Origin of the sequence: Pseudomonas syringae pv. tomato str. DC3000 (assembly GCF_000007805.1) — a bacterium.
GTDB lineage: Bacteria > Pseudomonadota > Gammaproteobacteria > Pseudomonadales > Pseudomonadaceae > Aquipseudomonas > Aquipseudomonas avellanae.
In genome coordinates, this window is sequence record NC_004578.1 from 1,658,191 (window position 1) to 1,680,155 (window position 21,965).

Below are 21,965 nucleotides of genomic sequence, written 5' to 3' on the forward strand. Positions count from 1 at the left end.
AAGACATGAGCGACCAACAACTCGACCCGCAAGCCCTGCAACAGGAAGAAAACACCCTGATCGCCCTGCGCAAGGAAAAGCTTGCTGCCGGCCGTGCCAAGGGTCAGGCCTTCCCCAACGACTTCCGCCGCGACAGCTACTGCAATGACCTGCAGAAACAGTACGTCGACAAGACCAAGGAAGAACTGGCAGAGGCAGCGATCCCGGTCAAGGTTGCCGGTCGCATCATGCTTAACCGTGGTTCGTTCATGGTCATCCAGGACATGACCGGGCGCATCCAGGTCTATGTCAATCGCAAAACCCTGCCTGAAGAAACCCTGGCCGAGGTGAAAACCTGGGACCTGGGCGACATCATCGCGGCCGAAGGTACGCTGGCACGCTCCGGCAAGGGCGACCTGTACGTCGAAATGACCAGCGTGCGCCTGCTGACCAAGTCGCTGCGCCCGCTGCCCGACAAGCACCACGGCCTGACCGATACCGAGCAGCGCTACCGCCAGCGTTACGTTGACCTGATCGTCAACGAAGACGTGCGCGAAACCTTCCGTGTGCGCTCGCAGGTCATCGCTCACATCCGCAGCTTCCTGATGCAGCGTGACTTCCTTGAAGTTGAAACGCCGATGTTGCAGACCATTCCTGGCGGTGCGGCAGCCAAGCCGTTTGAAACCCACCACAATGCACTGGACCTGGAAATGTTCCTGCGTATTGCACCGGAGCTGTACCTCAAGCGTCTGGTGGTCGGCGGTTTCGAGAAAGTCTTCGAGATCAACCGCAACTTCCGTAACGAAGGTGTTTCGACCCGGCATAACCCCGAGTTCACCATGCTCGAGTTCTACCAGGCCTACGCTGACTACGAAGACAACATGGACCTCACCGAAGAACTGTTCCGCGAGCTGGCGCAGCTGGTGCTGGGCAGCACCGACGTGCCTTACGGCGACAAGGTGTTCCACTTCGGCGAACCGTTCGTGCGCCTGTCGGTGTTCGATTCGATCCTCAAGTACAACCCTGAGCTGACCGCTGCCGATCTGCAGGATGTGGACAAAGCGCGCGCCATCGCCAAGAAGGCGGGTGCGAAAGTGCTCGGCTTCGAAGGATTGGGCAAACTGCAGGTGATGATTTTCGAAGAACTGGTCGAGCACAAGCTGGAACAGCCCCACTTCATCACCCAGTACCCGTTCGAAGTGTCGCCGCTGGCCCGTCGCAACGATGACAACCCGAACGTCACCGACCGTTTCGAGCTGTTCATCGGCGGCCGCGAGATCGCCAACGCCTACTCCGAGCTCAATGACGCTGAAGATCAGGCCGAACGCTTCCAGGCCCAGGTGGCCGACAAGGACGCCGGTGACGACGAAGCCATGCACTACGACGCCGACTTTGTTCGTGCGCTGGAATACGGCATGCCGCCCACGGCGGGTGAGGGGATCGGTATCGACCGGTTGGTGATGCTGCTCACCGACTCGCCGTCGATCCGGGACGTGATCCTGTTCCCGCACATGCGCCCCCAGGCGTAAGCAGTGGAAAAAAAGCCGCCTTCAATGGGCGGCTTTTTTTTAAGCGTTTTTCAGGACGTTCTCAAAAAGGAAGCTGTCGTGACAATTGCAAGAGAAGGGGCTGCCGGAGTAGCGAGTGCGGTGGCCAAAAGTGTCAAGTATCAAGGCCGCAAGGCTGCTCGGGAGGGCAGTGAACAACGCAGGCAGGTGATTCTCGATGCCGCCATGCGCATTGTGGTGCGTGACGGTGTACGTGCCGTGCGTCATCGTGCCGTGGCCGCCGAGGCCGGTGTGCCGCTGTCTGCGACCACCTACTATTTCAAGGACATCGATGATCTGCTGACCGATGCCTTCGCCCAATACGTGCAACGCAGTGCCGACTACCTTGCGCGGCTGTGGCAGACCACCGAAATCATCCTGCGCGAGATGATGAGCCGCAGCTCCGGCAGCCCGACCGACCGTTTTCGGCTGGCCGACGACATCGCACGCATGGCGATGGAGCATATTCGCCATCAGTTGCTGACCCGCCGCGAATACTTGATTGCCGAGCAGGCGTTCTACCATGAAGCACTGATCAACCCGCGTCTGACCCCGCTGGTCATGGCCCATCAGGAAATTTTGTTGCAGGGCAGCTGTCAGTTCTTTCAGGTGATCGGCTCGCTGCAGCCTTATCAGGACGCTCAGGTGTTGACGGGATTGATCCGTCGCATGGAGTATCAAGGCCTGCTTCATGGTCCGCAGCGTCAAGCGGGGGACGAAATGCTTGATATCCTCACTCGCCAGTTGCGTCTGGTACTGGGTACGCCGCAACCGCTTCGAGGGTAGCGGCACCTTTTCTGGCGTGCTCTGGATCAAGTGTTCCCGCGGCTTGACGATCTTGCCAGATCCGATATTTTTCTACAGGTGGCACGTTATTCATGCGCCACCCCGCAGCAGGGCAAAAAGCCCGCCAGCCAAGGAGTACCGGTGGACGAGTATCAACAGACTATTCGTGCTTTATCGGATCGGATCGTCGTTGCACAGACGCCGATTCGCATTCTGGATGCAGTGAAATGGGATGACACGGTTCGCAAGAACTTTCTCGCCGCCAAGGGCAAGGCGCTCCCTGCTGTAGATCGTGCCTATTACGAAAACCGTCCGTTGGGGTTCGATTCGGTGGCCCTGAAACAAGAGTTTCAGAACATCGAGCGGGACGTCACACGTCAACTGGGACAGTTCAACCCGGTCGGGCAGATCATGCGGCGCATGTGCCGCGAGTACCGCATGGTGGTGCGCATGCTTGAAGCGCGTGGCACTCCCGATTTCGGGCTGATCTCTCAGGAGCTTTACGGCGCGGCGTCCGATGCCTTTCACGCCGGTGACCCGACCCTGGCCGATCTGGGGCTGATGCTTTCGGATTACCTGAATAACATTGCCGGGCGCGGTGACCTGAAAGACGAGCCGAAAATCCTTACGGCCAAAGACGCTGTTTCGCTGCTGCAATCGCGCCTGAATCGGGTTTTTGGCGAGGCTGAAGAAACCATACGGGTGTTCGAGTCCGACGGTATCGTCGCCGACGCGGCCGCCGGTGCTGACTACATCAAGATCCGTACCGACGCGATGTTCAACGAGCGGGATGTACGAGCGCTGGAGGTTCACGAAGGTCTGGTGCACGTCGGCACCACACTGAACGGGCAAAACCAGCCGATCTGCACCTTCCTGTCCAAAGGCCCGCCGTCCTCGACGGTGACGCAGGAAGGGCTGGCGATTCTCATGGAAGTCATTGCCTTTGCCTCCTACCCCAGCCGCCTGCGCAAGCTGACCAACCGCACGCGCGCCATTCACATGGCCGAGCAGGGCGCTGATTTTCTGCAGGTGTTCGAGTTCTATCGCGAGCAGGGTTTCGGCATGTCGGAGAGCTACGGCAACGCCAGCCGGGTGTTCCGCGGCTCGGTGCCTGACGGTTTGCCGTTCACCAAAGACCTTTCGTACTTGAAGGGTTTCATCATGGTCTATAACTACATTCAGCTGGCGGTGCGCAAAGGCAAACTTGAGCAGGTGCCGCTGCTGTTCTGCGGCAAGACCACGCTGGAAGACATGCGCACCCTGCGCCAACTGGTGGATGAAGGGCTAGTGGTTGCACCCAAGTACCTGCCAGAGCAGTTTCGTGACATGAACGCATTATCGGCCTGGATGTGCTTCTCCAACTTCCTCAACCACCTGAGCCTGGACCGTATCGAAGCGGATTATTCGAATATTTTGTAGCCGTTGATCATTGTTTGCAGGAGCGGACCGGGCGACGCTTGGCTGCCTGCCGGGAACTCCATTTTTTGTAGGAGCGGACTTGTCCGCGATCTGCCGGGAACCGGCAGCAAAACCTGTGCACAATGTGTATCAGTCACAACCAAGGTCACCGGTTTCAGGGCCGCTTCGCAGCCCATCGCAGCCGTCGTAACCTTCTGAAGCTCCTACACTCTGGGGCTGGATAGCACTGAGACTTCAAGGAACCCCCCATTTGAAACTGATCGGCATCATCGTCCTGATCCTGAGCCTCACCGGTTGCAGCTCAATGCTGTTCTATCCGGAACATGGCCTGCCGTTCACGCCCGACAAGGCGCGTCTGCAGTATCAGGACGTGAACCTCACCGCTGCCGATGGCACGCAGTTGCATGGCTGGTGGTTGCCGGTCAAAGAAGGTGTGCCGGTCAAAGGCACGGTGTTGCACCTGCATGGCAACGGCGGCAATCTTTCGTGGCACCTGGGGGGCAGCTGGTGGCTGCCCGAGCAGGGTTATCAGGTGCTGATGGTCGACTATCGCGGTTACGGCCAGTCGCAGGGCGAGCCCAGCCTGCCGGCGATCTATCAGGATGTTCAGGCGGCTTTCGACTGGCTGAACACCACGCCGCAGGTACAAGGCAGGCCGCTCGTGGTGCTGGGACAGAGCATTGGCGGCGCGCTGGCAGTGCACTACCTGTCGCAGCACCCGCAAGAACGCTCCAGAGTCAAAGCACTGGTGCTGGACAGCGTGCCGGCCAGCTACCGCAGTGTTGCGCAAAACTCGCTGAGCAAATCCTGGCTGACCTGGCCGTTGAAAACGCCATTGTCATGGCTGATCCCGGACGCCGACAGTGCGGTGAACGGCCTGCCGCAACTGGCGGGTACCCCGATGCTGATCTTCCACAGCATGGACGACACACTGGTGCCGCTCGCCAATGGCATCGAGCTGTACAAGGCTGCGCCGCCCCCGCGCGTGCTGCAACTGACCCGCGGCGAGCACGCGCAAACCTTTGGCGACCCTCTGTGGCGTCAGGTCATGCTGCGCTACCTCGAAGACCCCGAGCACTTCAATGGCCTGCGTCGTCTGGCCGAAGTGCCCAATTTTCCCGCTTCTGACAAACATCCTGCGCAATGAGTGATGATCGTAATGTGAACGGCATGATCCTGGCCGGCGTTGGCGCAGTCATCGGTACGGTCGGCTGCCTGTGGTTCTACGGCTACCTGCACTTCGCCAAACCTGAAGACGCCTTGTTGCTCAGTGAATTCACCCTGCTCAAGACTGTGCCGGGCGAGGACTACAAGATTGCTGCGACGCCCGCCGCTGAAGTTGCGCAGTGCATCGACGGCGTGCTGGTGCTGTTCGATACGTCACGCAAGGGCTTGTCCGGCGTGCTGATCGACGACCGCAGGCAGGCGGTGCGCTGTATCGGCCAGCAGACACCACAGCAATAAACCCGCATAAGTGCCCACCCATTAAAAAGCCCCGCCTGCATGCGCAGACGGGGCTTGGGTACAGCCGCTCGGTCGCTTATTTCATCGACGAGCGTGGGGCAACAGGCTGGTTGTCGTTGGAAATGGTCACTTCCACACGACGATTCATGGCGCGGCCCGAGTTGCTGGAGTTGTCAGCAACCGGATATTCCTTGCCATAACCCATGGTCACAACGCGCGCCGGGTCTACACCCATGCGGACCAGTGCCATACGAACCGAATTGGCGCGGCGCTCGGACAGCGACTGGTTGTAGGAAGCCGAACCGGTGCTGTCGGTGTAGCCTTCGACAATCACTTTGCGGTCAGTGTTTTCCTGCAGGAACGCAGCCAGCTTGCCGATGTCGCCCTGGGCGGTTGGCTTCAGCTCGGCCTTGTTGTAGTCGAACAGCACGTCACCGAAAGTCACCAGCGTACCGCGTTCGGTCTGCTTGGCGTTCAGGCTGTTTTTCAGCGCAGCGATCTGAGCGTCACGCGCTTCCAGGCGAGCCTTGGCACGGTCGGCAGAAGCGTTCTGCAGAGCGGCTTCGGAGGTGCGCAGGGCGATGGTCTGCTTGGCCAGCTCGACGCGCTGGTTGGTCAGGTAAGAAAGCTGATCGACTTTCTTGACGTCGTCATCATTACGGAACGCCTGCTCTGCCTTGGCCAGCCATTCGCTCGCGTCCTTGGTTTCCAGGGCGGCGACTTTGGTGGACTCAGGGTTGGTCTGCAGCGCGGTGAAGTTGCTGCGTGCCTGTTCCAGGTTAGGGTTAGGCTTGGTTGCACAGGCTGCCAACGCAACGCTCATGGCCAGCAGAGCAGGGATCATCAATTGTTTACGCATAATAAGGTCGTCCTTTAATCAGTTACGAATTCATGAAAGCAGAAGGGTGGCGAGGTGCTTACTGCACCTGACGCAGGCCTTCATCACGGAGTTCGTTCACGCCCTGACGGGCATCCTGCACAGCCTTGTTGGCTTTGGCAGCCTGAGATTTGCGTTCCGCTACACGAGCATCCCACTCGGCTTGTTCAGCCAGCTTGCGGGCTTCGTCGTACTTGTGATCCTGCATGGCCAGGTCAGCAGCTTTGAGTTTGTCTTGAGCCGATTTCATCTCTACGGCTGCGAACTCGGTGCCACCGGCGCTGACGGCGCTGTTTACGGCAGATTGAGAAACCGCGTACTGCTCGGATGGCGGGTTCCCTGCGCAACCGGCCAGGATGAACGTGCTACCGATTGCCAGCGCAGCCAGCTTGAGCCCGCGCAGGCCTTGGAACTTGGTTTTGGCAGTAAGGGTGTTCATGGTGATCAACTCCATTGTATGACTCCGAACGTGGTTATCCATGACAGTTGTGCATCAAGTCCGGGCATGAGGTCGTACAACACCTGCTACCTTTCGGGCTTTCCTGTAATGGTTAATGGCTCCGACCTGCGGGGTTTTTGAATAGTTCATATTAATATTTTTCGAGTGGTCAGGAATTTTCAACGGCGCTCGACCAACTGCCTGTAGTCGGGCGACATCTCAAAAGGTTCTGTTGGCGAACAGGCGGTGCACGCCAACACAGCTTTTTGCGCTAAGCATTTGGCGAACTACCGCCTTTTGGTGCACTGTTGGCAACGCGGATTTGAATTCACGTAGCTCGTTCTGTTGAACGGATACGCAACTGAGCCCAAACAATAACCGGGAGAGGGAACGATGGCCGATATCGATGCGCGTCTGCGCGAAGACGTTCACCTGCTGGGTGAACTGCTGGGCAATACCATCCGTGAGCAGCGCGGGGCTGAATTTCTCGACAAGATCGAACGCATTCGCAAGGGCGCCAAGGCGGGCAGGCGTGGCTCTGCAGAAGGTGCAGAGCAGCTCAGTTCAAGCGTCGACGGTCTTGAGGATGACGAACTGCTGCCGGTGGCCCGGGCCTTCAACCAGTTCCTCAACCTGGCCAACATTGCCGAGCAATATCAGCTCATGCATCGGCGTGACGATGCGCAGCCGCTGCCGTTCGAGTCGCGTGTGCTGTCCGAATTGCTTGATCGTCTGAAAGCAGAAGGACACCAGCCTGAAACCCTGGCGCGCCAGTTGAGCAAACTGGAAATCGAGCTGGTGCTGACCGCGCACCCCACCGAAGTTGCTCGTCGCACGCTGATCCAGAAGTACGACGCCATTGCCACGCAACTGGCGGCGCTGGACCATCGCGACCTCAACAGCGCCGAGCGCGCGCAGATTACCTCACGCTTGCAGCGTCTGATCGCCGAGGCCTGGCACACCGAAGAGATTCGGCGTATCCGGCCGACACCGGTCGACGAGGCCAAGTGGGGCTTTGCGGTCATCGAGCATTCCCTCTGGCACGCCATCCCGAATTACCTGCGCAAGGCTGACCACGTGCTGCACGCCGCCACTGGCCTGCATTTGCCGCTGGAATCTGCGCCGATCCGTTTCGCCTCCTGGATGGGCGGCGACCGCGACGGCAACCCGAACGTCACCGCCGCCGTGACCCGTGAAGTTCTGCTGCTGGCCCGCTGGATGGCCGCTGACCTGTATTTGCGCGACGTGGACAACCTTGCCGCCGAGCTGTCGATGCAGCAGGCCAGTGACGCACTGCGCGCCAGTGTCGGCGACAGCGCCGAGCCTTATCGTGCCGAGCTCAAACGCCTGCGCGAACGTCTACGTGCAACACGTAACTGGGCCAACGCTTCGCTGACCGAGACCTTGCCTGCGCCGGAGGCGGTGCTGCGCGACAACCGCGAACTGCTGGACCCGCTGCTGCTGTGCTTCCAGTCACTGCACGAGTGCGGCATGGGCGTGATCGCCGACGGGCCGCTGCTCGACTGCCTGCGTCGTGCGGTCACATTCGGCCTGTTTCTGGTGCGTCTGGATGTGCGTCAGGACTCCACGCGGCATTGCGCGGCCATGACCGAAATCACAGACTATCTGGGGCTGGGTCGCTATGAAGAGTGGGATGAGCAGACCCGGATCGATTTCCTGCTGCGCGAATTGAATAACCGCAGGCCGTTGCTGCCGAGCTACTTCAAACCGGCAGCCGATACCGCCGAAGTGCTGGCCACTTGTAGAGAGGTGGCGGCAGCGCCGGCAGCGTCCTTGGGTTCCTACGTGATCTCGATGGCCGGTTCCGCCTCCGACGTGTTGGCCGTGCAATTGCTGCTCAAGGAGTCCGGGCTGCAACGGCCGATGCGTGTGGTCCCGCTGTTCGAGACCCTCGCCGACCTGGATAACGCCGGGCCGGTGATCGAGACGCTGCTGGGGCTGCCTGGTTATCGCTCACGTTTGCAGGGGCCGCAGGAAGTCATGATTGGCTATTCGGACTCGGCCAAGGACGCTGGCACCACTGCGGCCGCCTGGGCGCAATACCGGGCGCAGGAAAAACTGGTGGAGATCTGTCGCGAGCAACAGGTCGAATTGCTGCTGTTCCATGGTCGCGGCGGTACCGTCGGGCGTGGCGGCGGTCCGGCGCATGCGGCAATCCTGTCGCAGCCACCGGGGTCGGTTGCCGGGCGATTCCGGACCACCGAGCAGGGCGAAATGATTCGTTTCAAATTCGGCCTGCCAGACATCGCCGAGCAGAACCTCAATCTCTACCTGGCTGCCGTACTGGAAGCCACGCTATTGCCGCCGCCACCCCCGCAGCCAGCCTGGCGCACGATGATGGACCAGATGGCCAGCGACGGGGTCAGTGCCTACCGGGCGGTGGTGCGCGAGAACCCCGAGTTCGTCGAATACTTCCGCCAGGCGACACCCGAGCAGGAACTGGGCCGCTTGCCGTTGGGCAGTCGGCCGGCCAAGCGTCGCGAGGGGGGCGTAGAAAGCCTGCGCGCCATTCCGTGGATCTTCGCCTGGACCCAGACGCGCCTGATGCTGCCCGCATGGCTGGGCTGGGAGGCTGCGTTGAGCAAGGCGCTGGAGCGCGGCGAAGGCGAGGTGCTGGCGCAGATGCGTGAGCAGTGGCCGTTCTTCAGAACCCGTATCGACATGCTGGAAATGGTCCTCGCCAAAGCCGACGCAGACATTGCCCGGCTCTACGACGAACGTCTGGTGACCGCTGAGCTGCAACATTTGGGCGCACATTTACGCGACCTATTGTCGCAGGCCTGCAATGTTGTGCTGGGGTTGACCGGCCAGACGCAACTGCTGGCCCACAGCCCTGAAACGCTTGAGTTCATCAGCCTGCGCAACGCCTACCTCGACCCGCTGCATTTGCTTCAGGCCGAGTTGCTTTCGCGCTCGCGCAATCGCGAAGCGAGTCTGGACAGCCCTCTGGAACTGGCGCTGCTGGTGTCTGTGGCAGGTATTGCTGCCGGCCTGCGCAACACCGGTTAAGCAACCGCACCGCTGCTGTCGTCGGGTCGTTTCGGTCCGGCGGTGGCAAGACCGGGTTTGCAGGCCAGCCTGCCGGAAACGTTGATACAGATCACCCAGCTCGACAATCAAGGCACGCAAGCCGGTGCGCAGGCGGTTAATGCGACTTTTGGCGGCTTGTGCGGCCACTGTCGGCTGTGTATCTTGATCAGCCTTTCGGCCTGTTGGCCTGATTATTTTTAGATTGGCCCCCGAGGCGAATCCGTTGATTTCACTATAAAAATTTTGAGGAGCATGACGATGCGCGTGATTCTGCTAGGAGCTCCCGGGGCCGGTAAAGGTACTCAGGCAAAATTCATCACTGAAAAGTTCGGCATTCCGCAGATTTCGACTGGCGACATGCTGCGCGCTGCGGTCAAGGCCGGCACTGAGCTGGGCCTGAAAGCCAAAAGCGTCATGGACGCAGGCAATCTGGTTTCCGATGACCTGATCATCGGCCTGATCAAGGACCGCCTGGCCGAGCCCGATTGCGCGAACGGCGTACTGTTCGACGGCTTCCCGCGCACCATTCCTCAGGCAGAAGCCCTGTTGAAGGCCGGTCTGGAAATCGACCACGTGCTCGAAATCGCCGTGGATGACGAAGAAATCGTCAAGCGCATGTCGGGCCGTCGTGTTCACGAAGGTTCCGGCCGCATCTATCACACGATCTTCAACCCGCCGAAGGTCGAAGGTGTCGATGACGTGACTGGCGAATCGCTGGTGCAGCGCAAGGACGATGTCGAAGAAACCGTGCGCCTGCGCCTGAAGGTCTATCACGACCAGACCAAGCCGCTGGTTGAGTTCTACAGCAAGCTTGAAGCGCAGAATGGCAAGCCCAAGTGCAGCCACATTCCAGGCGTTGGTTCGGTTGAAGAGATTACGGCCAAGGTGCTGGTAGCGCTGAGCTGAGGTGTAAAGCCTGCTTGATAAAATGGCCCGCTTGCGGGCTATTTGTCATTTATACTGCGCCACTTTTTCACCAAGACGGAAACACCGATGACCACCTTGCTGGCCCTGGACACCGCCACTGAAGCCTGCTCGGTCGCTTTGCTGCATGACGGCAAGGTGCTGAGCCACTACGAGGTGATCCCGCGCCTGCACGCCCAGCGGCTATTGCCCATGATCAAGGACCTGCTGGGCGAGGCTGGCATTGCGATGTCAGCGCTGGACGCCATCGCCTTCGGGCGCGGCCCGGGTGCTTTTACTGGCGTGCGCATTGCCATCGGCGTCGTGCAAGGCCTGGCCTTCGCGCTGGAGCGTCCGGTATTGCCCGTCTCCAATCTTGCCGTACTGGCCCAGCGCGCGTTTCGCGAGCATGGCGTTTCCCAGGTTGCATCGGCCATTGATGCGCGCATGGATGAAGTTTACTGGGGTTGTTACCGCGAGACTGCCGGCGAAATGCGTCTGCTCGGCAACGAAGCCGTCATGGCTCCCGAACTGGCGACGCTGCCGGTGGACGCCAGCGGGCAATGGTTCGGTTCGGGTACCGGCTGGGGCTACGCCGAGCGTATTCCGGTCAGCCTGGCAGGTCATGATGCAAGCATGCTGCCCCATGCACAGGATCTGCTGACCCTCGCCACCTTTGCCTGGAACCGTGGCGAAGCCTTGTCGGCAGACGATGCACAGCCGGTTTACCTGCGCGACAAGGTCGCCACGCCGAAGGCGCGTTAATAAGTGCAGGCACGCTACTGTCCAGTGGCTGACGCAACTTGCGCAATGAGTGCCCTCAACAGAAAACTATCAATTAGCCATCTACCGCTTGTCGTCTGAATGCTCTTAAATCTCATTTCGAGAAAACAATTTGCAATATATGTGGTCTAGTTATCGTTAAGTAATTTGCGAACTGCCGTGCAGTGACGCTAAATTGCCACTATCGACACCGAGTATATAATCGATGCGCATAGACGGACCCTCACAACGCTCTTACCCGATCAAGCGAAAGCCGCAGAAAACGCCTTCTACCGTTGAGGGTACTTTTGAGGAAGTCGTGGTTGATGCCGAGTTGCCGCCACCTGCGGCGCAAGCTCGCCGTGAATCGGGTGATTCGCCTGTTGGCAGCACCGCCAACGTGCCTGCGCGTCCGCAAGACATCATCTTCCCGCGCTCCATGAGCTCTCGTGTCGCCCATGCGCTGGCCAGCTACCTGACCACTGCCAGCTTTGTAGATTGGGACCTTGAAGTATCCGGGCTCGACCTTCACGTTTGATTGTGACTCGCCTGCCTTACTACCTCGGTTGTCCGTCATGGAGTGAAAACGCCTGGCGCGATTCGTTGTACCCCGAAGATGCCCGTCCCACTGATTTTCTGAGCCTCTACACGCAAGTGTTCAACGTCGTTGAAGGCAACACCACCTTCTATGCACGGCCCGCTGCCACTACTGTTCAGCGTTGGGCAGAAACAATGCCCGAAGACTTTCGCTTCACGGCCAAATTCCATAAAGACATCAGCCACAACGGCGACCTTCGTCAACAGGTCGGCGCGGCAGAAGCATTCATTCGCCTGCTCGCACCATTGGGTGGCCGGATCGCGCCGTTCTGGCTGCAATTGCCCGCCAGCTTCACCCCACAGCGGCTTGCCGAACTGGTCGGTTTTATCGACGAGCTGAACGTCCCGCTGGCAGTAGAAGTGCGCAACATGGCGTTTTTCATGAAGGGTGACGAGGAGCGCATGCTCAATCGCCTGTTGCTGGATCGAGGTGTCGAGCGCATCTGTCTCGATTCGCGCGCACTGTTTAACTGCGTGTCCAGCGACCCCGCCGTGCTTCACGCCCAGTCCAAGAAACCCAAGGTGCCGCCACGCCCAGCGGCGCTGACCTCATTCCCTCAGGTTCGCTTCATCGGCGGCCCGGACCTGGAGGCCAATAACGAGTTTCTTGTGCAATGGGTGGAGAAGGTCGCCGTGTGGATTGAAGAGGGCCGTACGCCCTATGTGTTTCTGCACACCCCCGATAACCTCAAGGCGCCCGAGCAGGCCAGACGTTTTCACGAGCAATTGATGTTGCGCTTGCCTGGGTTGCCGGCGTTGCCTGAACTGGATCGTGGGCCGCAGGTGGAACAGTTGGGCTTGCTCTGAGGTCTGCAGATACAGGCTGATAGCGCCTGACTCTGTGGAGAGCGTGCAGATGGACTCACAATTGCGCCGTTTTGACGGTTGCACCGGCACTTTCAACCATGCCTTGCAATTTGCCTCTGATTATCAGGTCAGGGAGCAAGCATGCGCGTGCTGCTGATCTTCCTGCTGCTCTGTGCGGGCGGGGTGTTGGCTGTCTGGCGCGGCTGGGTCGATGTGCCGGCGCGCTGGAACCCTTGGGCGCCGCTGGATGTGCGAGCCGAGCCCAACTTCCTGACCTCTTACAAATTGTCAAGATTGCGCGACGACCCGGCGCTGTGCGATCAGGTGCTGAGCACTTCGGGGCTGCGTTTCAGTCGTCAGGCTGACAGCGCCCCGTCTGTACAGTGCCCGCTGGAGAACACGTTGCGTATCCAGGGGGGTGACGTGGCGCTGAGCAGCAGCTTTCTGGCCAGTTGCCCGCTGGCAGTGGCCTATGCGCTGTTCGATATTCATACCTTGCAGCCCGCCGCGCAGGCAGTTTTCGGCCAGCGGGTTGCGCGAATCGATCATCTGGGCAGCTTCGCCTGCCGCAACATCTACAACCGCGCCAACAGCCGCCTCAGTCAGCACGCGACCGCCAATGCGCTGGATATCGCGGGTTTCCGCCTTGCTGACGGCCAGCGGATCAACCTGCTCAGGGACTGGGGCGACAGCGGCGACAAAGGGCGTTTTCTGACGCTGGTCCGCGACGGCGCGTGCAAGAACTTCAGCACCGTGCTCGGACCACAGTACAACGCCGCGCATCGCGATCATTTTCACATGGACATGGGGAAGTGGCGGGTATGTAGGTAGGGCGGCTTTAGCTGCAAGCTGCAAGCTGCAAGTCTCAAGCTTTGATCCAAGTCGCTTCTAGCTTGCAGCTAACAGCTTGAAGCTTGAGGCTTCAAGCCGCCATCCGCAGGTTTTGCAGGATCAGTGGGCGGGCCCAGCCGTTTTCGTAGTCAAACTGGCGTTGTTGGGCAGCAATGGTCTGCTCGTCCAGTGGCAGGGCGGGCTTGTCGGCCAGGTTCCATTCAAGTTCGGCAATCGGCATGTGCAATGGGCGTGGTTGCGGGCCGGGGCCTGGTTTGACGCTGTCGTCGTAAGGGCTCAGAACGGTCGGGCGCACCCAGTGGTTCTCGAATTCCAGGCTACGTTGCTGTTCGATCATTTCTGCCATGCTGAAAGGCTCGGCAGGCGGCGGCAGCAGGTCGAGGTCAAATTCGGCGATTGGCAGAAACAGAGGCTCAGGTGGTTTGACCTCGGTATCAGTCACCGGGCAGGTACGTTGCTCGACAATCTTGCTCAGGGTTTTTGCGCCAGCGACCGGTTCGCCTGTTTCAACATCCACTTCCACAGCCGTTGGGTGCACGGGTACGGTAGTGCTTTCGCTGACCTGATCCGCCATCGCCCGGGCAAATGCATCCGACCACAGCTGCGTCACACCACCGAGTGTGCGGCTGTTGCGAACGCTAAAGTCGCCTGAGTGCGACAAATAGCCGATGGATGATTGAACAATGTCTGACATAGCGATCAGTACTGGCCTTGGGTCTGGCAAAATGCCGGATACTTGGTTATCGGCAGATTTTGCCGATCATTAACAATTTTTGAGTGTGTAGACGTAATGATCGAGCAGCAAGCAGGCAGTCGTATCCGGGTTGAAGCGCTGGCAATCGACGGGCAGGAACACGCCGCGCAATGGGCACAGCGTCTGGGCTTGCCGTTGCATGATGCCGACGCGGATTTTGCACTGCAATTGACCGACGATGGCCTGCAATTGCAGCAATTGGGCGACGACGTGCCGGGCGCGGTGCGGGTCGACTTTGTCGAAGGCGCGGTCGCCCATCGGCGGTTGTTTGGCGGCGGCACCGGGCAGATGATTGCCAAGGCGGTTGGCATTCAGCCAGGTATTCGCCCCAGCGTGCTGGATGCCACGGCAGGTCTGGGCAAGGATGCCTTCGTGCTGGCGAGCCTTGGCTGCGAGATGAGCCTGATCGAGCGCCAGCCGATCATCGCCGCGCTGCTTGAGGATGGCCTGGCGCGTGGGCGCGGCGACCGTGATATCGGCCCGATCATCGCCCGGATGCGCCTGTTGACCGGCAACTCCATCGAGATCATTCGAAGCTGGGTAGAAGAGCCGCCGCAGGTCATCTACCTTGACCCGATGTTTCCGCATCGGGAAAAGACCGCACTGGTGAAGAAGGAAATGCGCCTGTTCCGGCCGTTGGTGGGCGATGACATGGACGCGCCAGCGTTGCTCGCGGCGGCGCTGGCGCTTGCCACCCATCGCGTGGTGGTCAAACGACCGCGCAAGGCGCCGTGTATCGACGGCCCCAAGCCGGGTTACGCGCTGGACGGCAAGTCCAGCCGTTATGACATCTATCCCAGAAAAGCCCTGAAGCCCAAGGCTGTCGAGCCAGCGCCGGACCTGTAGCTCAAGCGTCCGGGCGGTAGGTGCGCATGAACAACATCACTACTTCCCGGACATGCTCCTCGACCGTGTCCTGATCGGCCGGTGCTGCACAGCCGACCAGCAGACGGAAGTTGTGCACACCCTTGATCATGTTCAGAAAGTGCTCGGCGGCGCGTGTCGGGTGTTCGATGCGCAGGCTGCCGCGATGATGACGAGCTGATTGACATTCTGCTGCGTGGTACCCGCAACGAGCGTGATCAACTGGATGCGCTGTCCAGCCTGGCGATCCCGACGGAAAACGGCACCAGCGTGGCGATTTCGCAGGTGGCAACCCCCGATTACGGTTTTGAAGAGGGCGTTATCTGGCACCGCAACCGGTTGCTGCCGCGTGGTTCAGGGTGAAACGGGTGGATGAATAGAGCGTACCCCACCCGCTGCGGCAGGTTCGCTCAAAGTGCCCCGAAGACCTTCTTCGCCAGGCCGGTGGCGGCAGCTGCCGGGTTGGCGCGGATGCTTTCTTCCTGTTTGGCGATCATTTCAAACAAGCCGTTGAGCGCTTGCTCGGTCACGTAGCTTTCGAGGTTGGCGCTTTTGCTGTCCAGCGCGCCAAGTGCCGCTGCCTTGCCCGCAAATGCGTTGTACTTCTGCGCCAGACCGACCTGATCCGTAGACTTCTTGACGATCGGCAGGAATTTGGCGCGAATCTGCTCGCGGCTGGTGCTGTTCAGGTATTGGGTGGCCGAATCCTTGCCGCCGCCCAGAATGGCTTTGGCGTCAGTCACGCTCATCTTTTTCACTGCATCTACCAGCAGCGCCTGCGCTTGCGGAACGGCCGCTTCTGCCGCCTGGTTCATGCTGGTTTCGAGTTGATCGACCTGGGTGCCCATGCCCAGCATTTTCATTTTTTTCGCCACCTGGCCAAGCTTCCCTGGCAGCTCGATGCGCACCTCGTCATTTTTGCTGAAACCGCCGGGAACGCCCAGTTGCTTGACTGCAACCTGCGCGCCCTGGGTCAGGGCATCCTTGAGCCCGCCGGTAGCGTCTGATTGCGAAAGGTCGCTCAGCGACAGCGCGAAAACGTTGGCCGACAGCAAAAGGCCGGCGCACAGGGCAGCGAAGGTAAACGAAAAACGAGGCATGAGAGCGTCCTTGTAAAAGTGGGTTTCAATCCGGACCCGAGTTGATAATGGTGCGGTACGCGAACAAGCGTATCAGGAAGTGGTGACAGGCACTCGAAACCCGGGAGCGAAAAGCGTCGATCGATGCCGAAGAGGATGAAGCCACGCGAAACGACGACGGCGCGTTGAAAACGCGCCGTCGAAGAGAGCTTTGTAAGGTGAAACCAATCAGCCGGCGACCTGAATGACCTTGATCTTCAGATCGCTTTGATTTTCGTTGGTCAGTTCAATCGGGTGCACGGTGTCGTTGATCCAGATCAACCGACCCTCATGCTCGATTCGCGCCGACAAGGCATAGCTGTGACCCGGTACAGGATAGCGGTCAAAGGCATAGCCAAGTTCAAACGGCAACGGCACCTGGTGGGTGATCGTTTTTTTGCAGGTGTCAATTTCAATCGCCAGTGCATCAGCCAGGCTGATGTCGCTCAAGGTGACGGTCAACTCGCAGCCTGTCGGCAGCGCGATGCGTGGCAGGTAATAAACTTCACCCTGAAGGCGTACTAGGGGTTCGCTGGACATCTCAATTTCCTTATTTGATAGGCACCATTCGTTGGTACACACCACACCCTAGCCCATACCAGCGCGCAGAAAACCCCCGTCTAAATATCCTGGTCAAATTGCGGAAAAGCCCTACGCGGCCCCCGATTCGTTTCCTGCATTTTGCTCTTCTTCATTGCTGTGCAGGGCGACCTGGCGAATGGACAGGCGTATCTCGGCAGGCAATACACGCTTGGCTGCGCCTTCTGCCAATTCGCCCAGCATCGGGTGATAGCTCAGTTTGCCGGCACGGTCCTTGCGCAGCACGCGCAGGTCTAGCAAGGTCTGGATGAAGTGGCGGAACAGGCTCTTGTCGAAGAATTCCGGCGCATTGAGGCCATGCAGAATGGACAGGCGCTGGGCCATGACCGTGCACAGGTCTTCCAGCTCTTCGGGGTTCAGGGTGTTGGGGCCGCTGTTGAGCAACAAGGCAATAGCCATGTAGAAGCGCTGCAGGGTCTGCGCGATGGCCCGCGACAACAGCGTCAGCAACACAAATTCGCGGGAGCTGGGCTCCGGGCGCACATAGGCATCGTTTCTGAAACGCAGCAGGCCCTGTTCGACGAACGCCGCCAGCCATTGGTCGACGACCTCGTCCAGCTCGCTCAGCGGCCAGCGGATGAACAGTTCCGATTGCAGGTACGGGTACAACGCATGCGTGTAACGCAGGATCTGCTCGCGGCTCATGCGTGACGAGCTCTGGAAAAAGCTGGCCAGCAGCGAGGGCAGGGCAAAGATGTGCAGAACGTTGTTGCGGTAGTACGTCATCAGGACCGCATTCTGTTCGTTCAGGTACAGAATCTTGCCCAGCGCATCCTTTTGCTCGGCGAGCAGGTCCATGCCTTTGACGTGTTCGATCAGCGAGCGGCCGTTGCCTTCCGGCAATGTGGTGTGCGGCGAGTACGGCACGGCGCGCAGCAGGGTGAGGTACAGGTCAAGCACACGCTCCATGGCCTGATCATCCAGCGCCAGTTTTTGCGTCGACAGCAAGGTGATGGCCACCAGATTCATCGGGTTGACCGCTGCAGCTTCATTCAAATGCTGGGCCACACGCTCGCCAAGCCGGTGCGTGGTTTCACTCAGCCAGTCGGGGCGAAATTGCGGTGCCAGCTCCTGCTCGCGCCAGTCCGGTTGTTCGCCATCCAGAAACTCGGCCAGCCTGATGGGTTCACCGAAGTTTACCGAGACCTGGCCAAAGCGCTGTTTCAGCGCGCCTATGACTTTGAAAATATCGAAGATCGACTCTTTCTTCTTGGTCGCGCCGCGCAGCTCGCCCAGGTACGTACGGCCCTCCAGCACGCGCTCGTAACCGATGTACACGGGGATGAACACAATCGGCATTCGCGAGTTGCGCAAAAAACTGCGCAAGGTAATGGCGAGCATGCCGGTCTTCGGTTGCAGCATGCGCCCGGTGCGCGAGCGACCGCCTTCGACAAAGTACTCGACCGGAAACCCTTTGGTGAACAGCGTGTGCAGGTATTCAGTAAAAACAGCGGTGTACAGCGGGCTGCCCTTGAAGGTCCGACGCATGAAAAACGCGCCACCGCGCCGCAACAGGCTGCCGACTACCGGCATGTTCAGGTTGATGCCCGCAGCAATGTGCGGCGGCGTGAGGCCGTTGCGAAACAGCAGGTATGACAGCAGCAGGTAGTCGATGTGGCTGCGATGGCACGGAACATAAATCACTTCATGCCCCGGCGCGATTTCCTGCACGCCTTCGATATGGCTGACCTTGATGCCGTCGTAGATCTTGTTCCAGAACCAGCTGAGCACCACTTCCATGAAGCGGATGACGGAGTAGGTGTAGTCCGAGGCGATCTCGTTGCCGTAACTCAGTGCGCGTTCCCGCGCCTTTTCCTGAGTGATGTTTTCCCGCTCGGCTTCTTCGATGATCGCCTGCTTGACCAGCGGCTCGTCCAGCAGACCTTTGACCACCGTGCGGCGGTGCGACACGTCCGGGCCGATCACGGCGCTTTTCAGGTTGCGAAAATGCGTACGCAGAAGGCGCTGGCTCATGCGCAGCGTCAGCTCATGGCCCTTGTTCTGGTCAACCAGCTCGCGCATGTGAATCGGTGCGGAAAACTGTACACGGGTCTTGCGGCCCAGAATCAGAATACTCACCAGGCGGCGCAAGCGACCGGTCACCGCCCAACTGTCGGCGAAGAGCAGCTTCCAGGCGCTGGACTCGTGATCGGGCGATTGGCCCCAGAACACACTGACCGGAATGATCTGCGCGTCTTCACCGGGGTTCTGGCTGACCGCAGCCACCAGACGTTCGAGTGTCGGCGGCGCGCCGCGCTTGTCCTGACGCCCCAGCCAGTCAGGTGCAGGCGTGAGGTAAAAGTACGCAGACGGCTCGATCAGGTTGCCGACCGCCACTGAAAGCACAGGCCTGGGCAGGCCGGCTTTGCGGCACTCGGTATCGATCACGGCCAGATCGCTGATCGACGGCGACTGCAGGGCATAAAAAACCGGCCGGCTGCGGTCGAGGTTGAGCGTGAAAGACGATTGATTGATGGTTTCCGAGCGAACCCAGAGGTACAACAATCGGCGCAGGGTGCCGAACACAAGACGACGGAACGGAGAACGGGTCATACGGCTTCTGCTGAGTGAGGAACGAGCGGTTGCCCGAGATGGGCGTCAGTGTGACGTATCCCGAGACGATCGGCAAAAGCCCTGACAGGCCTGCTCGAACGCCTGTTGAGGAGAGGAAGTCCGCAGGCCCCCCGCCACGAGCGCCTTCATTGCCGCGGCGGTACGCATTCGCACCGCTTGAGCGAAAAACCTTACGCGGTGTGCCAGGTGATCTCTTCTTCTCCGTCGGCACTGATGCGCATCCAGCGGTCAGCAGTTTCGTCGCTTTCTTCTTCGACCCAAGTGCCCGGTGCGCAGCGCACTTCGACGTTGAGCGCCGCGAAAGCTGCGCGGGCGCAGGCGATGTCGTCGTCCCACGGGGTCTGGTCGCTGTCCAGGTGCAAGCTGTTCCACTTGCCGACTGCTTTGGGCAGCCAGGTCACGGACACGTTGCCAGCCTGGCACTTCCAGGTCTGGCCCTTCTGGGTCCAGTCGCTGCACGTGCCCAGCGCGGCGCCCAGCCACTGGGCGATTGCCTTGTGGTCGACGTCTGCGTCTTTGAGGTAAATCTCGATATCGGGTTGGCGCATGGGTGCCTCTGTTGAATGCTTATTGCAGCACGAAGTAATCGTAGCGCATGGAAACGGTGACCTTGAAAGGTCCTGGTTGTTCGATGACCGCAGTGCGGCGTTCGGCACTGGCACGCCAGCCGTGCGGCGTCATGGCCAGCAGGTCGGCACGCGACTGACCGTCGATCAGCTTGAGCGTATAGCGCAGGGTTTCGCTGTGTTGCAACTGCATGCCTTCCGGCACCAGCGACAGATGCTTGTCGTCGGCATAATCGCGAACTTCATCGTAAAGACGCTGACGCAGCTCCATCAAGTGCTCGCTGGTCGGGCCGACCCGCATCAACCCGCCACCGGGCGTCAGCAGCCGTTTGGCTTCCTGCCAGTCCAGCGGGCTGAACACACTGGCGAGAAACTGACAGCTGGCATCCGGCAACGGGATGCGAGCCATGCTGGCAACCATCCAGGTCAGGTTCGGGTCACGCCGGCAGGCGCGTTTGACCGCCTCGCGGGAGATGTCCAGCGCGTAGCCATCGGCACGGGGCAGCGCTTGGGCAAGCTGCGCGGTGTAATAACCTTCGCCGCAGCCGATGTCCAGCCAGCGTGCCGGGGCACGCTCGGCTGCCAGCTCCGCCAGCCGTCGGGCCACCGGGGCGTAGTGGCCGGCGTTGAGAAAGTCGCGGCGCGCTTCGACCATCGCCTGGTTGTCGCCGGGGTCACGGCTGTTCTTGTGCTGCACCGGCAACAGGTTCAGATAACCCTGGCGCGCACGGTCGAAACGGTGACCGGCAGGGCACACCACGCCGTTGTCAGCCGCACTGAGCGGCGCAGAGCAGATCGGGCAAGTCAGCATCAGGCGAGCAACTTGACCAGGGTCTGGTAGTAGATCTCGGTCAGCACGTCGAGGTCGCTGGCCAGAATGCGTTCGTTGACCTGGTGAATCGTCGCGTTGACCGGGCCCAGCTCAACCACCTGAGTGCCCAGGGTGGCGATGAAGCGGCCATCGGACGTCCCGCCGCTGGTCGAGGCTTTAGTGTCGCGACCGGTAACACTCTTGATGCTGGACGACACCGCGTCCAGCAGCGCGCCCGGCTCGGTCAGAAACGGCAGGCCGGACAATGCCCAGTCCACATGCCAGTCCAGTTCGTGCTTGTCGAGGATGGCGGCGACGCGTTGCTGCAAGCCTTCGACTGTCGATTCGGTCGAAAAACGGAAGTTGAAGACCGCCACCAGATCGCCGGGGATAACGTTGGTCGCGCCAGTGCCGGAGTTCAGGTTGGAGATCTGGAAGCTGGTCGGCGGGAAGAAATCATTGCCGTTGTCCCAATGCTCGGCGGCCAGTTCGGCCAGCGCAGGCGTGGCGAGGTGAATCGGGTTCTTCGCCAGATGCGGGTAAGCCACATGGCCCTGCTTGCCGCGCACTGTCAGCTTGGCACCCAGCGAGCCGCGACGGCCGTTTTTGACCACATCGCCCACCAGCGTGGTGCTGGAAGGCTCTCCGACGATGCACCAGTCCAGACGTTCATTGCGCGCGGCCAGGCGCTCAACAACGGCCTTGGTGCCGTGATGCGCCGGACCTTCTTCGTCGCTGGTGATCAGAAATGCCACCGAACCCTTGTGGTCCGGGTGGTCTGCCACGAAGCGCTCGGCTGCGACCAGCATTGCCGCCAGGCTGCCTTTCATATCTGCAGCGCCACGTCCGCAGAGCATGCCGTGCTCGTCGATCAGGGCATCGAACGGATCATTCTGCCAGTCCTGCACCGGTCCGGTCGGCACCACATCGGTGTGACCGGCGAAACACAGTACCGGCCCTTCGCGGGTGCCGTGAGTGGCCCAGAAATTATCGACGTCTTCGATGCGCATCGGCTCAAGCTTGAAGCCGGCATCGCCCAGGCGCTGCATCATCACCGTCTGGCAATCGGCATCGACCGGCGTGACCGATGGTCGGCGGATCAGGTCGCAGGCAAGTTGGAGGGTAGGCGAGAGGTCGGCGGGGGCCGTCATGTACAGAACTCCGGTAGCAAGACTTTGGGCGCGAAAAGGCGGAT

21 protein-coding genes and 2 pseudogenes are annotated in these 21,965 nt (G+C 60.1%); 13 read left to right on the forward strand and 10 right to left on the reverse strand.

All coding sequences use genetic code 11. The annotated features are described in order from the left end of the window. The first annotated feature begins 5 nt into the window (after positions 1 to 5). From lysS to PSPTO_RS07895, 5 genes are all read left to right on the forward strand, one after another. On the forward strand, positions 6 to 1,508 hold the full coding sequence (lysS, locus tag PSPTO_RS07875; protein ID WP_005765916.1) for a lysine--tRNA ligase: 1,503 nt from the start codon (positions 6 to 8) through the stop codon (positions 1,506 to 1,508). A gap of 24 nt (positions 1,509 to 1,532) precedes the next feature. After that, positions 1,533 to 2,312: a TetR/AcrR family transcriptional regulator gene (locus PSPTO_RS07880; protein ID WP_024657440.1), complete on the forward strand. Its 780-nt coding sequence runs from the start codon at positions 1,533 to 1,535 to the stop codon at positions 2,310 to 2,312. 141 nt (positions 2,313 to 2,453) lie between these two features. Next, the gene (locus tag PSPTO_RS07885; protein WP_005765921.1) at positions 2,454 to 3,731 is read left to right on the forward strand and encodes a flavohemoglobin expression-modulating QEGLA motif protein; all 1,278 of its coding nucleotides are present in this window, start codon (positions 2,454 to 2,456) and stop codon (positions 3,729 to 3,731) included. 250 nt (positions 3,732 to 3,981) lie between these two features. Further along, the gene (locus PSPTO_RS07890) at positions 3,982 to 4,878 is read left to right on the forward strand and encodes an alpha/beta hydrolase (protein WP_007245391.1); all 897 of its coding nucleotides are present in this window, start codon (positions 3,982 to 3,984) and stop codon (positions 4,876 to 4,878) included. Next, complete coding sequence (locus PSPTO_RS07895) at positions 4,875 to 5,195, forward strand: lipoprotein (protein WP_011103581.1); 321 nt, start codon at positions 4,875 to 4,877, stop codon at positions 5,193 to 5,195. The genes PSPTO_RS07890 and PSPTO_RS07895 overlap by 4 nt, the downstream gene beginning before the upstream one ends. A gap of 76 nt (positions 5,196 to 5,271) precedes the next feature. On the opposite strand, the gene PSPTO_RS07900 is transcribed toward PSPTO_RS07895, so the two are convergent. Next, entirely contained in the window at positions 5,272 to 6,054 is a 783-nt protein-coding gene (locus PSPTO_RS07900; protein WP_005765926.1) for an OmpA family protein, read from the reverse strand. A gap of 58 nt (positions 6,055 to 6,112) precedes the next feature. Continuing rightward, entirely contained in the window at positions 6,113 to 6,526 is a 414-nt protein-coding gene (locus tag PSPTO_RS07905) for a DUF4398 domain-containing protein (protein WP_005765928.1), read from the reverse strand. 378 nt (positions 6,527 to 6,904) lie between these two features. Here PSPTO_RS07905 and ppc point away from each other — a divergent pair, with 378 nt between their 5' ends. The 6 genes from ppc to PSPTO_RS07935 all read left to right on the forward strand — a co-directional run bounded on the left by ppc (position 6,905) and on the right by PSPTO_RS07935 (position 13,462). After that, on the forward strand, positions 6,905 to 9,541 hold the full coding sequence (gene ppc / locus PSPTO_RS07910; protein ID WP_011103582.1) for a phosphoenolpyruvate carboxylase: 2,637 nt from the start codon (positions 6,905 to 6,907) through the stop codon (positions 9,539 to 9,541). A gap of 279 nt (positions 9,542 to 9,820) precedes the next feature. Beyond that, positions 9,821 to 10,468: an adenylate kinase gene (adk, locus tag PSPTO_RS07915; protein WP_011103583.1), complete on the forward strand. Its 648-nt coding sequence runs from the start codon at positions 9,821 to 9,823 to the stop codon at positions 10,466 to 10,468. A gap of 87 nt (positions 10,469 to 10,555) precedes the next feature. Beyond that, positions 10,556 to 11,230: a tRNA (adenosine(37)-N6)-threonylcarbamoyltransferase complex dimerization subunit type 1 TsaB gene (gene tsaB / locus PSPTO_RS07920; protein WP_005765933.1), complete on the forward strand. Its 675-nt coding sequence runs from the start codon at positions 10,556 to 10,558 to the stop codon at positions 11,228 to 11,230. A 223-nt stretch (positions 11,231 to 11,453) separates the two neighbouring features. Next, a complete protein-coding gene (locus tag PSPTO_RS07925; protein WP_007245395.1) occupies positions 11,454 to 11,765 on the forward strand; it encodes a hypothetical protein in 312 nt (103 codons plus the stop codon). A 2-nt stretch (positions 11,766 to 11,767) separates the two neighbouring features. Then, positions 11,768 to 12,631: a DUF72 domain-containing protein gene (locus tag PSPTO_RS07930; protein ID WP_010201379.1), complete on the forward strand. Its 864-nt coding sequence runs from the start codon at positions 11,768 to 11,770 to the stop codon at positions 12,629 to 12,631. A gap of 141 nt (positions 12,632 to 12,772) precedes the next feature. After that, positions 12,773 to 13,462 (forward strand): extensin-like domain-containing protein, encoded by a 690-nt coding sequence (locus tag PSPTO_RS07935; protein WP_005765937.1) that lies wholly within the window; start codon positions 12,773 to 12,775, stop codon positions 13,460 to 13,462. 91 nt (positions 13,463 to 13,553) lie between these two features. On the opposite strand, the gene PSPTO_RS07940 is transcribed toward PSPTO_RS07935, so the two are convergent. Continuing rightward, complete coding sequence (locus tag PSPTO_RS07940; RefSeq protein ID WP_005765940.1) at positions 13,554 to 14,177, reverse strand: hypothetical protein; 624 nt, start codon at positions 14,175 to 14,177, stop codon at positions 13,554 to 13,556. A 96-nt stretch (positions 14,178 to 14,273) separates the two neighbouring features. Between PSPTO_RS07940 and PSPTO_RS07945 the strand changes: the two genes are divergently transcribed. Further along, entirely contained in the window at positions 14,274 to 15,083 is an 810-nt protein-coding gene (locus tag PSPTO_RS07945; RefSeq protein WP_005765943.1) for a class I SAM-dependent methyltransferase, read from the forward strand. A gap of 1 nt (position 15,084) precedes the next feature. Here the strand turns inward: PSPTO_RS07945 and PSPTO_RS07950 are convergent. Continuing rightward, positions 15,085 to 15,264 (reverse strand): annotated as a pseudogene (locus PSPTO_RS07950) (TetR/AcrR family transcriptional regulator C-terminal domain-containing protein); the annotation flags it as partial. On the opposite strand from PSPTO_RS07950, the pseudogene PSPTO_RS07955 reads away from it, so the two are divergent. Then, positions 15,264 to 15,443: pseudogene (locus PSPTO_RS07955) on the forward strand (AcrB/AcrD/AcrF family protein); the annotation flags it as partial. The pseudogenes PSPTO_RS07950 and PSPTO_RS07955 sit on opposite strands and share 1 nt — an antisense overlap. Positions 15,444 to 15,511: 68 nt before the next feature. Here PSPTO_RS07955 and PSPTO_RS07960 read toward each other — a convergent pair. From PSPTO_RS07960 to dapE, 6 genes are all read right to left on the reverse strand, one after another. After that, positions 15,512 to 16,201 carry a DUF4197 domain-containing protein gene (locus tag PSPTO_RS07960; RefSeq protein ID WP_005765949.1) on the reverse strand — a complete coding sequence of 230 codons (690 nt, stop codon included), beginning with the start codon at positions 16,199 to 16,201 and terminating at the stop codon, positions 15,512 to 15,514. Positions 16,202 to 16,408: 207 nt separating this feature from the next. After that, positions 16,409 to 16,759 (reverse strand): YbaY family lipoprotein, encoded by a 351-nt coding sequence (locus PSPTO_RS07965; protein ID WP_005765951.1) that lies wholly within the window; start codon positions 16,757 to 16,759, stop codon positions 16,409 to 16,411. 111 nt (positions 16,760 to 16,870) lie between these two features. Beyond that, positions 16,871 to 19,372 (reverse strand): glycerol-3-phosphate 1-O-acyltransferase PlsB, encoded by a 2,502-nt coding sequence (gene plsB, locus PSPTO_RS07970; protein ID WP_007245401.1) that lies wholly within the window; start codon positions 19,370 to 19,372, stop codon positions 16,871 to 16,873. Positions 19,373 to 19,563: 191 nt separating this feature from the next. Next, positions 19,564 to 19,941, reverse strand: coding sequence for a hypothetical protein (locus PSPTO_RS07975; RefSeq protein WP_005765957.1), 378 nt, complete (start codon positions 19,939 to 19,941; stop codon positions 19,564 to 19,566). Positions 19,942 to 19,960: 19 nt separating this feature from the next. Beyond that, a complete protein-coding gene (locus tag PSPTO_RS07980; RefSeq protein WP_005615949.1) occupies positions 19,961 to 20,770 on the reverse strand; it encodes a putative RNA methyltransferase in 810 nt (269 codons plus the stop codon). After that, a complete protein-coding gene (dapE, locus tag PSPTO_RS07985) occupies positions 20,770 to 21,921 on the reverse strand; it encodes a succinyl-diaminopimelate desuccinylase (protein ID WP_005765961.1) in 1,152 nt (383 codons plus the stop codon). Before dapE ends, PSPTO_RS07980 begins: the two co-directional genes overlap by 1 nt. Between the last annotated feature and the right edge of the window lie 44 nt (positions 21,922 to 21,965).

What these genes read in the sequence shown, in the direction of transcription:
- PSPTO_RS07900 (WP_005765926.1), bottom strand. Translation starts at nt 6,054, where the DNA reads ATGCGTAAACAATTGATGATCCCTGCTCTGCTGGCCATGAGCGTTGCG.
- PSPTO_RS07960 (WP_005765949.1), bottom strand. Translation starts at nt 16,201, where the DNA reads ATGCCTCGTTTTTCGTTTACCTTCGCTGCCCTGTGCGCCGGCCTTTTG.
- dapE (WP_005765961.1), bottom strand. Translation starts at nt 21,921, where the DNA reads ATGACGGCCCCCGCCGACCTCTCGCCTACCCTCCAACTTGCCTGCGAC.
- PSPTO_RS07935 (WP_005765937.1), top strand. Translation starts at nt 12,773, where the DNA reads ATGCGCGTGCTGCTGATCTTCCTGCTGCTCTGTGCGGGCGGGGTGTTG.
- tsaB (WP_005765933.1), top strand. Translation starts at nt 10,556, where the DNA reads ATGACCACCTTGCTGGCCCTGGACACCGCCACTGAAGCCTGCTCGGTC.
- adk (WP_011103583.1), top strand. Translation starts at nt 9,821, where the DNA reads ATGCGCGTGATTCTGCTAGGAGCTCCCGGGGCCGGTAAAGGTACTCAG.
- PSPTO_RS07905 (WP_005765928.1), bottom strand. Translation starts at nt 6,526, where the DNA reads ATGGAGTTGATCACCATGAACACCCTTACTGCCAAAACCAAGTTCCAA.
- lysS (WP_005765916.1), top strand. Translation starts at nt 6, where the DNA reads ATGAGCGACCAACAACTCGACCCGCAAGCCCTGCAACAGGAAGAAAAC.
- PSPTO_RS07945 (WP_005765943.1), top strand. Translation starts at nt 14,274, where the DNA reads ATGATCGAGCAGCAAGCAGGCAGTCGTATCCGGGTTGAAGCGCTGGCA.
- plsB (WP_007245401.1), bottom strand. Translation starts at nt 19,372, where the DNA reads ATGACCCGTTCTCCGTTCCGTCGTCTTGTGTTCGGCACCCTGCGCCGA.
- PSPTO_RS07980 (WP_005615949.1), bottom strand. Translation starts at nt 20,770, where the DNA reads ATGCTGACTTGCCCGATCTGCTCTGCGCCGCTCAGTGCGGCTGACAAC.
- PSPTO_RS07925 (WP_007245395.1), top strand. Translation starts at nt 11,454, where the DNA reads ATGCGCATAGACGGACCCTCACAACGCTCTTACCCGATCAAGCGAAAG.
- PSPTO_RS07895 (WP_011103581.1), top strand. Translation starts at nt 4,875, where the DNA reads ATGAGTGATGATCGTAATGTGAACGGCATGATCCTGGCCGGCGTTGGC.
- PSPTO_RS07940 (WP_005765940.1), bottom strand. Translation starts at nt 14,177, where the DNA reads ATGTCAGACATTGTTCAATCATCCATCGGCTATTTGTCGCACTCAGGC.
- PSPTO_RS07975 (WP_005765957.1), bottom strand. Translation starts at nt 19,941, where the DNA reads ATGCGCCAACCCGATATCGAGATTTACCTCAAAGACGCAGACGTCGAC.
- ppc (WP_011103582.1), top strand. Translation starts at nt 6,905, where the DNA reads ATGGCCGATATCGATGCGCGTCTGCGCGAAGACGTTCACCTGCTGGGT.
- PSPTO_RS07965 (WP_005765951.1), bottom strand. Translation starts at nt 16,759, where the DNA reads ATGTCCAGCGAACCCCTAGTACGCCTTCAGGGTGAAGTTTATTACCTG.
- PSPTO_RS07880 (WP_024657440.1), top strand. Translation starts at nt 1,533, where the DNA reads ATGGGCGGCTTTTTTTTAAGCGTTTTTCAGGACGTTCTCAAAAAGGAA.